The organism is Sphingomonas sp. TF3 (genome assembly GCF_003985085.1).
Lineage (GTDB): Bacteria > Pseudomonadota > Alphaproteobacteria > Sphingomonadales > Sphingomonadaceae > Sphingomonas.
In genome coordinates this window covers 1-12,502 of sequence record NZ_RWKS01000044.1, presented here as the reverse complement: position 1 = coordinate 12,502, position 12,502 = coordinate 1, and the positions used below count along the sequence as shown (strand labels likewise).

Annotated in this window: 10 protein-coding genes; all 10 read left to right on the top strand. The window is 61.9% G+C overall.

Annotated features, from left to right (window positions below):
• Positions 1–718: 718 nt before the first annotated feature.
• The 10 genes from EJC47_RS20055 (at position 719) to fliE (ending at position 11,996) form a co-directional block, all read left to right on the top strand.
• Complete coding sequence (locus tag EJC47_RS20055) at positions 719–2,071, top strand: TolC family protein (RefSeq protein WP_126849485.1); 1,353 nt, start codon at positions 719–721, stop codon at positions 2,069–2,071.
• On the top strand, positions 2,068–3,249 hold the full coding sequence (locus tag EJC47_RS20050) for an efflux RND transporter periplasmic adaptor subunit (RefSeq protein ID WP_126849484.1): 1,182 nt from the start codon (positions 2,068–2,070) through the stop codon (positions 3,247–3,249). The genes EJC47_RS20055 and EJC47_RS20050 overlap by 4 nt, the downstream gene beginning before the upstream one ends.
• A gap of 3 nt (positions 3,250–3,252) precedes the next feature.
• Positions 3,253–6,498, top strand: coding sequence for an efflux RND transporter permease subunit (locus EJC47_RS20045; protein WP_221885198.1), 3,246 nt, complete (start codon positions 3,253–3,255; stop codon positions 6,496–6,498).
• Positions 6,499–6,559: 61 nt separating this feature from the next.
• Entirely contained in the window at positions 6,560–7,030 is a 471-nt protein-coding gene (locus EJC47_RS20040) for an MgtC/SapB family protein (protein WP_126849483.1), read from the top strand.
• 335 nt (positions 7,031–7,365) lie between these two features.
• A complete protein-coding gene (locus tag EJC47_RS20030; protein ID WP_126849481.1) occupies positions 7,366–7,740 on the top strand; it encodes a zf-TFIIB domain-containing protein in 375 nt (124 codons plus the stop codon).
• A gap of 55 nt (positions 7,741–7,795) precedes the next feature.
• A complete protein-coding gene (locus EJC47_RS20025) occupies positions 7,796–8,137 on the top strand; it encodes a DUF190 domain-containing protein (RefSeq protein WP_126849480.1) in 342 nt (113 codons plus the stop codon).
• Complete coding sequence (locus EJC47_RS20020) at positions 8,124–8,684, top strand: SRPBCC family protein (protein ID WP_126849479.1); 561 nt, start codon at positions 8,124–8,126, stop codon at positions 8,682–8,684. Before EJC47_RS20025 ends, EJC47_RS20020 begins: the two co-directional genes overlap by 14 nt.
• Positions 8,681–9,052, top strand: a complete 372-nt coding sequence (locus tag EJC47_RS20015) for a hypothetical protein (RefSeq protein ID WP_126849478.1) — start codon at positions 8,681–8,683, stop codon at positions 9,050–9,052. The genes EJC47_RS20020 and EJC47_RS20015 overlap by 4 nt, the downstream gene beginning before the upstream one ends.
• Before the next feature lie 42 nt (positions 9,053–9,094).
• A complete protein-coding gene (locus EJC47_RS20010) occupies positions 9,095–11,581 on the top strand; it encodes a heavy metal translocating P-type ATPase (protein ID WP_126849477.1) in 2,487 nt (828 codons plus the stop codon).
• 58 nt (positions 11,582–11,639) lie between these two features.
• Positions 11,640–11,996, top strand: coding sequence for a flagellar hook-basal body complex protein FliE (gene fliE, locus EJC47_RS20005; RefSeq protein ID WP_126849476.1), 357 nt, complete (start codon positions 11,640–11,642; stop codon positions 11,994–11,996).
• Positions 11,997–12,502: the final 506 nt, after the last annotated feature.

The window sequence follows — 12,502 nt, the reverse complement described above, 5'->3', positions numbered from 1 at the left end:
ACAGGCAGACCCGGAGGACCACATCGTCGCAAGATAGCATTCATGCCGCCGGTTGTCATCATGCGAACCCGGAGCTGCGGCTTCAAGGCAGCTGGAAATGCTGCGTTGTTCAACCAAAAGCGGCGCACGGTGCGCTGTCCGTTTCAGCCTATGGGCTGCCGCGTCGTATTCCCGCCCCCCGATTTCCGATCGCCGAACGACGTTGCCGTTCCTCTCGCGCGAACGGTCGTTTGCGACGACGGGCCTGTTTGGTGCGACGCGCAAAGGCTATCCTAAGGTCAGCATTACTGCTACGAGGCAGCCCGTGCGACGCATCCTGAACATCCTTGCGTGTCTTACCCTCGTTTTCTCGCTTGAGACGACGGCGATGGCGCATGCACTGGAGCGCCCGGATGTAAGCGCGAGCACGCACGTGACGCGCGGTGAGGAAATTGCCGAAGGACACACTCCCGGTGACGCCGACCAGGTGCCCGCGGATGGCGACAAAGGCTATCCTCATCATCACGGCGGTTGCCACGGCGATCATGTCGCAGCGCCGGTCAAGATCGCTGGCACCGCCTTGAGGCCAGACCTTCGTCTTGCCCCTGTCGTCACGGGCCGGTTGATTCGGCCACTGTCAACGGCTGACCCCGCGCTAAGGCCTCCGCAAGCCTGACGACCCGTTGACCCCGCCGGCCTGCCGCGCGGGGCAAATCAGGTTCGTCAGGAGACATCATCGATGCATCGTACAATCGCGGCCTTTATGGTCGCGGCGTCCCTCGCCAGTGCGGCCGGGGCGCAGACATCACCGTCGTCCGGTATTCCGGCGGCGACCACGTCGTCGCAAGTGCCGGATGCGTTTTCGCTTGAGAACGCTCTTGCTGCTGGCGGAATGCCATCCACGCCATCACCTGCTACGCCCAGTGGCGTTTCAGCCGGGGGTGGCACACCTGCGCCTCTTCCATCGGTCGCAGCCGCAACCGCGGGCGTTGGTGCCGCAACCGCCGCACGTCAGGTCGCCGGATTGCGGCCCAATCCAGAATTGCAGGCGCAGGTCGAGAATATCGGCGGCACCGGCGTCTATAAGGGGGTGCGAAGTTCCGAAACGACCGTTGGCGTAGCGCTTCCCTTGGAGTTGGGCGGTAAGCGCCCCGCACGCGTCGCGCTGGCGACCGCGCGTCTCACACGCGCGCAAGTTCAGGCCGAAATTTCACGGGCCGATCTCCGTCTGCGGATCACCCAGCTCTATATCGAGGCCGCTGCCGCTGAACGACGCTCCGAGGTTCTGGGAGAGCAGGCGGGGATCGCCGCCAATGCGTTCCGGGTGTCTAGCGAGCGTGTGAAGGCCGGTGCGGTTGGCCCGATTGAGCAGCAACGCGCCGACGTCCTGCGTATCAACGCACAGGTCGCGGCCGACAGCGCGACACGGCAAGCGCAAGCCGCAAGAGTTAACCTTACGACGTTGCTTGCGGTCCCAGTGTATGGACCGCTCGATCGGGTGTGGTTCGAGCGGATCGACGATTACGGGCCGCCCCGTCCCGTCGATGTAGAGGGGACGTTGACGCTCGCTGCTGCGCAAGCTGACGTTCGCACGGCAGATGCGCAAGTGCGCGTTGCGCGGTCGCTGCGGACGCCGGATTTGACCGTCAGCACGTTCGCGCGCCGTTTGGAGGCCACAAAGGATAATGCGGCAGTAGTCGGCATCTCGATCCCGTTGCCGTTTTTCAACAACGGCAACGCCTTCGTCGCACAATCGCGCTCCGAGCAGACCCAGGCCATCGCGCTACGTAATCTCGCTGTGCTTGATATTCGTCAGCAGATCGCCAGCGCACAGACCGAGGTGGCCAATGCCGCCGCCACGGCGCGGGCGGCGGGTGGTCCTGGCCTCGCCGCGGCGCAAGAGGCGGCCCGCATCGCGCGGATCGGTTGGGCGCAGGGCAAGTTCGACCAGATCGCGCTGCTCGATGCTGAGCGCACCCTATCCCAGACCCGCCAGACCTACGTCGATGCCCTTGCGGCCTACCACGACGCACAGGCGCGGCTCGACCGGCTCACGACGCCGGCCCCCGCCATTCCCGGAGACAATCGATGATCGACCAAGACGCTAGCCAGAAGCGCCGCTTATTGGGTGGCGCTGCCGCCATCGCACTTGTGGCCGCGCTTGGCGGCTTTGCCGTAGCGCGTTGCAGCACCGACAAGCCGGCTACTGCCGAAACGGCTAATGGCAATACTGCGACCCCCGCCCCTGAAGCCAAGACCCCCGATGTGGTGACGATGACAGCCCAAGCAATCGAGCGAGCGGGCATCAGCACCGAGACGATCAACCCCGGCGGGCTTGGCGCAGAGATCGTCGCCCAGGCGACTGTCAGCGCATCTCCCCAAGGAGAGGCGATCGTCACCGCGCGCGCAGGCGGCGCGGTGACGCGGCTATTGAAACGGCTTGGCGACCCGGTGCGTGCCGGCGAGACGCTGGCAATCGTGGAGAGCCGCGATGCAGCGCAGATCGCGGCCGATCGCACCGCTGCCGCTGCCAAGGCGACACTGGCGCAGAAGGCGCTCGCTCGCGAGCAATATCTGTACGGCCAAAAGGTGTCGGCCCGGGTTGAACTGGAACAGGCGCAGGCAGGAGCAGCCGCGGCAGCAGCGGAATCGCGTCGCGCCAGTGTGGCGGCAGGTGCTGCACGGGTAACGTCCGACGGCCGCGGCGTGTTGGTGTCCAGCCCGATTTCCGGTCGCGTCACCTCAGAGAATGTCAGCCTTGGTGCCTTCGTCCAGCCGGAAACCGAGCTGATGCGCGTTGCCGACGCCTCGAAAATACAAGTCGAGGCGGCGGTCGGACCGAGCGATGCACAGCGGCTCGCGCCCGGCGATCGGGCGATTATCGAATTGCCTGACGGCCGAACCGTGGAAGCGCGTGTGCGCGCCGTCACGCCTGGCCTGGCCAACGATACCCGCTCGGCGACCGCGGTTCTCGATGTGTCGGGCAGCCTTCAGCCAGGGCTCGCGGTGCGCGTGCGATTGCTACCCAGCCGTGGTGGCACGTCCGACGCGATCGTGGTGCCAGAGGACGCGTTGCAAACGCTCGAAGGCCGTGACGTGGTGTTCGTGCGAACTGCGAAGGGCTTTCGCGCGCAGACCGTCACGATCGGTCAGCGCAGCAACGGCCGCGTCGAAATCGTCAGGGGACTGCCCGCAGGCAGCCAGGTCGCAACAAAGAACGCTTTCCTGCTCAAAGCCGAACTCGGCAAGGGCGCGGGCGAGGAAGAATAGACCATGATTGCAAATCTCATGGCACTTGCCGTCCGCGCACGCTGGACGGTCCTCGCAGTGTTCCTCGTCATCGCCGGTCTTGGGGTGTGGCAGCTTACCAAGCTGCCGATCGATGCGGTGCCCGATATCACCACCAAACAGGTTCAGATCAACACCATCGACCCCCGGCTGTCGCCGGTTGAGATCGAAAAACTCGTCACCTACCCGGTCGAGATATCACTCGCCGGCATTCCCGGACTTAAAACGACGCGCTCGATTTCGCGCAACGGTTTCAGTCAGGTCAGCGCGATCTTTACAGACAGCACCGACCTCTACTTCGCGCGCCAGCAGGTCGGCGAACGCCTCCGTCAGGCAACCGAAAACCTGCCAAGTGGTGTGCAGCCGCAGATCGGCCCAGTCACAACCGGACTTGGTGAGATCGTAATGTATACGGTCGGTTATGCCAATCCGGACGGCAAGGGTGCGAAGAAGGTTGCGGGTCAGCCCGGCTGGCAGCCGGATGGCAGCTATCTCACCCCGGAAGGGGATCGGCTGACCGATGCCGTCTCCAAAGCAAGCTATCTGCGCACGGTGCAGGACTGGATCATTAGTCCGCAGCTCAAGTCAGTGGGCGGCGTTGCCGGCGTCGACTCAATCGGCGGGTTCGCCAAGACGTTCGTCGTCGAGCCTGATCCGACCAAGCTCGCCAGCTTCGGCATCTCCTATAGCGAATTAGGTCAAGCACTCGAAAACGCCAATCTCGCAGTCGGTGCCAATTATTACAACAAGGGCGGCGAGGCCTATCTCGTTCGCGTCGATTCACGCGTCCGCACGGTTGACGAAATTAAGAACGCGGTCGCAGCGACGCGGGGCGGAACGCCAATTACAATCGGCCAAATCGCCAACGTCAAGATTGGCGGTGACCTGCGCACTGGCGGTGGCAGCATGAACGGCCGGGAAGCGGTCATCGGCACGGTGCTGATGCTGATCGGCCAGAACAGCCGAATCGTTGCCGAACAGGCATCGACCAAGCTCGACCAAGTCTCGAAAACCCTGCCACCTGGCATCCAGGTGAAGGTGGTGCTGAACCGCGCAAAGCTGGTCAGCGCGACCGTGGCCACGGTCCAGCGCAACTTGACTGAAGGCGCAATCCTCGTCGCAGCGGCACTGTTTCTTCTGCTCGGCAATTGGCGCGCGGCGGTGATCGCCGTGCTGGTCATCCCATTCTCGTTCCTGATGATGGCAATGGGAATGAACGCCTTCAACGTTCCCGGCAACCTGATGAGCCTGGGCGCGCTCGATTTCGGGCTAATCGTCGATGGCGCGGTCATCATCATCGAGAACTGCCTCGCCCGATTGGCGCATAGGCAGGAGCATGAAGGCCGGCTGCTTTTGGTTCGGGAGCGGCTGGAGGAGACGATGCGGGCTGCGCAGGAGATGATCCAGCCGACCGTCTTTGGCCAAGCCATAATCCTGCTCGCTTTCGCACCGCTGCTCACGTTCACCGGTACCGAGGGCAAGACGTTTTCGCCGATGGCGATCACGATCATGCTCGCGTTGGTGGCAGCATTCGTGTTGGCGATCACGCTGGTTCCGGCGCTGGTCGCAATCCTGATCCGCGGCAAGGTCGCGGAGAAGGACGTGTGGCTGATCCGCAAGTCCAAAGAGCGCTACCTTCCACTGCTCGACAGGGCGATTGCCAAGCCGTGGCCGTTCATCATCGGCGGGCTTGCCTTCTTCCTGGCGGCGATCCCCGCCTTTGGATTGCTCGGCTCGGAGTTCATCCCCCAGCTCGACGAGAAAAATCTCGCCTTCGCGTCTACGCGCGTGCCCTCGGTCAGCCTTGAACAGTCGCTGATAATGGAACGCAATGTCGAAGACGCGGTAACTAAAATTCCGGAAGTCGCCTTGATGTTTTCCAAGACGGGCACTGCGGAAGTCGCAACCGATCCGATGCCGCCGAACGTTTCGGACGGCTTCGTCATCCTGAAGCCGTCCGAGGAGTGGGCTGAAGGCACAACCAAGGCCGACGTGGTCGCCAAAATTAAAAAGGCAACCGGCGGACTGCTTGGCAATCTCTACGAAGTCAGTCAGCCCATCCAGCTTCGCTTCAACGAGTTGATCGCGGGTGTCCGCGGCGACGTCGCGATCAAGCTCTACGGTGACGATCTCGACAAGATGTCGCAGACTGCTAACGAGATGGTGCGCGTTCTTCAGACGATTCCAGGGGCCGCCAGCGTCAAGGCTGACCAAGTGGGCGGTGCGCCTACGCTCGACGTGAAGCTCGATCGTGCGGCCATCGCGCGGCTGGGCCTCACGGTCCGCGACGTGTCGGACACGATCGCGGCCGGTCTGGGAGGGCGTGAATCGGGGCTGGTGTACGAGGGCGATCGGCGTTTCGACGTCACCGTGCGCGTGCCGGATGCAACCCGCGCGAATCTCGACGATATTCGCTCGTTGCCGGTGCTGCTACCCGAGGTCGCGGGCCGTCCGCGAGGTCAGGTTCCGCTGGCGCAAGTCGCGCAAATTCGGTTGACCGAGGGGCTGAACCAGATCAGCCGCGAGAACGGCAAGCGTCGCGTCGTCGTTCAGGTTAACCTGAGCGGTCGCGATGCTGGATCTTTCGTTCAGGAAGCTCAGGCAAAGATCGCCCAGGTTAAATTGCCCGCTGGTTATTACCTCGAATGGGGCGGCCAGTTCGAGAACCTAGCGGCGGCATCCAAACGGCTTTCGATCGTGGTGCCACTATGCTTCCTGGCGATCTTCGGGCTGCTTTACATGGCGCTCGGCGGGTTCGGCAGGGCCGCTTCGGTGTTTCTGGCAGTGCCGCTAGGACTTGCGGGCGGTGTGTTCACGCTGGTGCTGACTGGTATCAGTTTTTCGGTGTCGGCGGCAGTGGGGTTCATCTGCCTTGCCGGTGTGGCGGTGCTGAATGGCCTTGTCGTCATGACCGCGATCCGAGAGCGCAGTGAAGCCGGCCTCCCGATCGCCCAGGCAATCCGAGAAGGTATGGCTGATAAGATGCGGGCGGTCGTCATGACTGGGTTCGTGCCGGCGATCGGCTTTGTGCCGATGGCACTCGCTCACGGCACCGGTGCGGAGGTGCAAAAGCCGCTGGCCGTTACCGTCATCGGTGGTCTCGTTGCCGCGACGATCCTCACGCTGCTGGTCTTGCCGGCAATCGCGAAAGTCGTCCTCGGAGCGACATCGCGGAAGGAGGCGGAGCAGCACGAACCAACGCCCGATGCACCTGACGAGGTGACGGCATGACCATGCAAATGAGGCGTTCCGCTAGATTGGCGCGTGGCGTGTCGGTCGGAGGCCGACTGCCATGTCGCTGAACGTCAACGGTATATGGGAAGCGCTGGGACATCTCGTCTCGCTCGCCGTCGCCTATGCGCTTGCATTCCCGATAGGCTGGGATCGGGAACAAGACGAGAGAAGCGCAGGAATTCGAACCTTCCCTTTGGTGGCACTGGCAAGCTGTAGTTTCGTGTTGATCGCGGTGAGCGTTCTCGGGGCCGGATCACCCGGGCAGGCTCGCATTCTCGAAGGTCTGATAACGGGCGTAGGGTTCATCGGCGGCGGTGCCATTTTGAAGCAAGGTAGCAAAGCGTCTGGTACGGCGACCGCGGCGAGCCTGTGGGCGACCGGCGCGCTGGGTGCAGCCGTTGGCTATGGCCTCTATGACATCGCCGCGATCCTGAGCCTCAGCACATTGCTCACGCTCCGTTCGGCGCGCTCCGTCAAGCAGGCGTCATGTCCGGCTACGACCCACCCGGTCGCCGAAACGTCCCAATGACACCGCTGCCGCGTCTCGTAATCGGGTGGGAAGCCGTGCTGCCGGCAGGCCTCTGGATCATGGGTGGCAAGCTGATGCTCCGCGCGGCGCGCCTGGTTATGCGGGCGCACATTGCGCCGCGGCAGGTGACGTTTCGATTGACCAAGTTGTCGGGCCGACTGTCGCGCATCGGATTCGACGTGTGGCGGACGAGGCGCGGCAAATGGCGGTGAATCCGACCATCTTCGCCTTCCATTTCCCGCCCCGAAAAATGTCGGATTTATCGTTGTCGTGAATGTTTCAGGCCTCGTTTTGCAACCGCGCTGTTTGACCAAACTCTTTCAAGGAAAATCATCATGGCAGAAGTGCCTTCTTCATCGGATGCTACGCCCCGCCAGGCAGCGGGGCTGCTTTGCCCGGCGTGTCAGGTGAATCTCTTGCTCGCCGATCGTCAGGGTATCGAGATTGACTATTGTCCGCAGTGTCGGGGCGTCTGGCTCGACCGCGGCGAACTCGACAAGATCATCGAACGCAACGCCGCCTACGAAGGCATCGTGCCTCAGGCGCCTGTCACAGAACAGATGCCGGGTTATGCGCAGCCCGGGCCCGGCTACCGGGAATATGACAGCGATCGTCATGGCGAAAGCCGGCACGGCGGCGGTCACGGCGGCCAGCGCGGTGGAGAGCACGGACAGCGTGGCGGGTTTCTAGGCGGCCTGTTCGGACACTGATTGTGGCCAATTCTTCAAGTAACAAATTCACCAGCGCACCCGAGGAGGTGACGGCATGACCATGATGAAGCTGCTGCGGGTCTATACCGACGAAAATGCATATTTTGGCGACCGGAAGGTCTTCGAGTTGGTCGCCGAGCGCGCGCGCGACGCCCACCTTGGCGGCGCTACCGTAATCGAGGCGATGATCGGAATCGGGCGATCGGCGCATACGCACCGACGCCATATTCTAGAAAACGATCGATCGGTGGTGATCGAGATCGTTGACGAAGACGTGCGACTGCGCAGCTTCATTGCAACTCTCCGGGATTTGACCGGCATCGGGCTGATGACGCTAGAGGCAGTGGAGATCGTCGACCTCCTAGCCGACACGGACGCGGGCGATGGACGGGGTTGAAGACGCCAGTGTTGGCGGGAGCCCCGATGCCCAGCAGGTGCGCGCCCGGCGGACAACGGTCGATCATGTAACGATCCTTCAGGCGTCCCCGCTGCGAGTCTGGTCGGTCCTGACCGATTTTGCCGGACACCGGAATTGGAAGCCGTTCATCCAGCTTGCGGGTGATGCTATTGAAGGCGGCGATGCCACGTACAGCTACCGCGTCGGCGGACTTGATAAGCGCATTACCGCGACCGCGGCGATCATTCGCGTCGAAAAACCCAGGGAGTTTGCGTGGACTGCCGGGGTGTCCAAGCTGTTGCTCTTTGAGGAAGCGTATGAACTGGAGAGCGCTCCGACAGGAACACGACTGCGGCATAGCATGCGCTTTACCGGCCTTCTCGGTGGTCCCTTGGTAGCATTGCGGCGTCGAATTCTAGAGGCCAGCCTCGTTACATCAGATAGATGTCTAGAACGCTATCTCAGGCGGTTGGCGGCAAATTCAAGTGCGAAGCTGCGCTCGGCCTCAGCGCGGCACGGTGTCAAGAAAACCGGGAGGCAAAAATGACATCGTCGTGGATTGGGGGCGTCAGCATAGGTGCTGTGCTGATGTTACCGGGTTGTTCCGAACAGCCACAAAAAATGGCGCGAACTGAACAGCAAATTCATGCTGGCGACAGTGCCGTAGCAAGCGGAGCGCCACGTATACACCTTTACCAATGCGATGATGATCGAACACTTTTTGTCAATTTCAAGGATAAGGGACTTACGGTCAAGTTGCGACATGATGCTTGGGCGTCGGCGGTCGTTCTGACGGCGCCTTCTCAAGGCCTTCCGTACATTGGTGAAAGCATAATCGCGACGTTCTCGGGCAACCATATCACGATCAAGGTTCCGGGAAAACGTCCTGTCATTTGTCAAAAGCAAGTGACCTAATGCTGATATTCAAAAAGCCAACGAAAGTTGAGGGCTATAATAATGGCTGAAAACGCGATGCTGGACATTTCACTTGTTCTGCCTGAGCTAAAAATAGCCGCCAACGCCTGTGCCGATCGATTGGTCAAAAGCCTCGAAGGTCGCAGTGGCGTTATGCATGCGCATATTGTCAGAGCTACAGATATGAGAGCGGCGCAATTGTGCGTCCACTATGATCCCGATCTTTTTTCCATACTAAAAATCCGAGACGTGGTCATCGAGGCCGGGGCAAAAATCAACGCACATTATGGCTATGCATCTTTTGAGATCAATACGCCGATACCACAAGACTGCGTTCAGACGCTCGGCGAACGGATCAAGACGATCGTTGGTGTCTTGGATCTGAATGTGACCGCGAGCGGGTTGGTGTGGGTCGAGTTCGACCGAGAGCAAACAGACCAAGTCAAGCTTTGGGCGATCATTGCCGAACTGCGATCAGCCTTCAAACTAGCGGCGAATGGTGATCACCCCAACCACGATCATGGCCCAAGCGACCACGATCACGCGAAAGGGGAGCATAACCATAGTGAGGGCGGCCTTTTTGGGCCGAACACGGAGCTGTTCTTCGCGTTGAGCTGCGGGGCCGTCCTGGGCGTTGGCTTTGCGATCGAGAAGTTAGTTGCAGTAGCGCCATTGTGGCTGCCGATTGCTTGCTACCTGATCGCCTATTTGCTGGGCGGCTTCTTCACCGTCCGCGAGGCTATCGACAATCTGCGGATGCGACGTTTCGAGATCGACACGCTGATGTTGGTCGCCGCAGCGGGTGCAGCCGCGCTCGGTGCTTGGGCAGAAGGCGCGCTGCTCCTATTCCTGTTCAGCTTTGGCCACGCGCTCGAACATTATGCGATGGGGCGCGCCAAGCGGGCGATCGAAGCATTGGCGGAACTCGCGCCGAAAACTGCATTGGTTCGGCGCGCCGACAGGATCAGCGAAATATCTGTGGACCGGCTGGTGATTGGCGACATTGTCGTGGTCAAGCCGAATGCGCGGTTGCCCGCCGACGGCTTCCTGACGCTGGGCTTCAGCAGCATCAACCAGGCGCCGGTGACGGGCGAGAGCATGCCCGTAGACAAGACTGCGGTCGCCGATGCGAGCCAGGCGCGGGCCAATCCCGACCGGGTTGATGCCGCCAGTCGCGTGTTCGCCGGCACGATCAACGGCAGCGGGGCGATCGAGATCGAGGTCACGCGCCTGTCGACCGACAGCGCGCTCGCCAAGGTCGTGAAGATGGTGAACGATGCCGAGACACAGAAGTCGCCGACGCAGCGCATGACCGATCGGTTCGAGCGTGTGTTCGTGCCCGTGGTGCTGGGTCTGGCCGTCCTGTTATTATTCGCCTGGGTCGTCGTCGACGAACCGTTTCGTGACAGCTTCTACCGCTCAATGGCAGTCCTCGTGGCGGCCAGCCCTTGCGCGCTTGCGATCGCGACTCCGAGCGCGGTCCTGTCGGGCGTCGCCCGCGCCGCACGCGGCGGCGTCCTGGTGAAGGGCGGCGGACCACTGGAAAACCTAGGCTCGCTGACGGCCATCGCTTTCGACAAGACGGGCACGCTGACCCAGGGCCAGCCACAGATCACCGATATCGTCCCGATGGTGGGCGTCGCCGAGGATCGGCTGCTCGCGACTGCCGTTGCCGTGGAAACACTGAGCGATCACCCTCTCGCGGCGGCGATCGTCAAGGGCGGCAGGACGCGCCTGAACGATGCGGCGCTGCCGCAGGCGAACGATCTTGAGAGCCTGACCGGCCGCGGCGTTCGTGCGACGCTGGAGGGCGATCCTGTCACGATCGGTAAGGCGGAGATGTTCGGCAAGGACGGCATTCCCGCGTTAGCGGAAGATACGATGGCTGTGGTCGCACGGCTTCGTGCGGGCGGACGGACGACGATGGTCGTGCGGCGTGGTGACGCGGAGCTTGGCGTTATCGGCCTGATGGACACGCCCCGCGCGACAGCCAAGGCGACGCTGGCGACGCTCCGCACGCTCGGCATCACGCGGATGATCATGATTTCGGGCGACAATCAGACGGTTGCCGAGGCTATTGCGCGCGAGGTTGGCATCGACGAGGCGTGGGGTGACCTGATGCCGGAAGACAAGGTCGAGGCGATCAAGAAGCTGCGCGGTGACGGCAAGGTCGCGATGGTCGGCGACGGTGTGAACGACGCTCCCGCGATGGCGAATGCGACCGTTGGAATTGCCATGGGTGCAGCGGGCTCCGACGTCGCGCTGGAGACTGCCGACGTAGCGCTGATGGCGGACGATCTGGCCCATCTGCCGTTCGCGGTTGGCCTGTCGCGGCAGACCCGATCGATCATCCGACAGAATGTCTTCGTCAGTTTGGGCGTGGTGGCGATTCTGGTTCCTGCAACTATTTTTGGTCTTGGGATCGGGGCGGCCGTCGCCATGCATGAGGGGTCGACACTGCTCGTGGTCGTGAACGCATTGCGCCTGCTCGCCTACCGCGATCGGTTTGCTGCGGTGCGAACTGCTTGATGCTCTGGAGGCCACATCCATTTAATGCGGCCTCCGCAGGCTAGAAAGGAGCACTTTGATGTCCGATTCCTCCGTCTCCGGTGTCCTTGCCGTCCGCGCGCAAATGCTCGCGCGCAGCCAGACGCTGAACCGCCTGACGCCGCCAGACACGACGCCGGGAAGGGTTGCGGCCGTGCCTGGGACGGAGGCGCCGGCGACGTTCGGAGACACCCTGAAGAGCATCGTCGGCAAGGTGAACGAGGCGCAGGAAGCCGAGGATCTAGCCACCGAGCGCTACGAGCGTGGCGAGACGACGGACATCGCCACGGTTGCTCTGCTACAGAACCGCGCCTCGGTCTCTTTCGAGGCGACGCTTCAGGTCCGGAACAAGCTCTTGTCGGCTTACAGGGATATTATAAGCATGCCGCTCGGATGAGGCAGCTCCAGACGCCTGCAGATGTGATGTCGCCGAAAGGCGTTTCGGTCCCCCGTGCAGGGATAGTTTTAATCGCATTGTTGGTGAGTGCTTGCTCGGGGGCTCAACCAACCAATGCTGGCGACGACCATAAATCATCGGCACCCAATTCTGAAATGCCAATGCACGTTTTTGCTTGTGATGACGGATCATCGATTGTGACAAGCATGGGTGCTGGTACCTTCCAGGTCGATGTGGTCGGCGCGACGCGTGAAGGTCGGGAAAAGTTGACCGCGCCTCGCACGAGCATCCGGTCCTCCCATGGCAGGTTGGAGGTCACGGTTGGGCCAGATGTGTTGCATCTGGAGCGGATCAACCGGCTAGGCATTAACGAGCACCTGTGGTTCAGGGGAAAATCATGCTGGCGTTGAACTATACGATTATTCCAGGAATTGCAGTGATTCAGGTTGGTTTCTGGGCCACGTGCCTGCGTCCCAACGCCTCTTTCTTATCGGCCACGCATCACC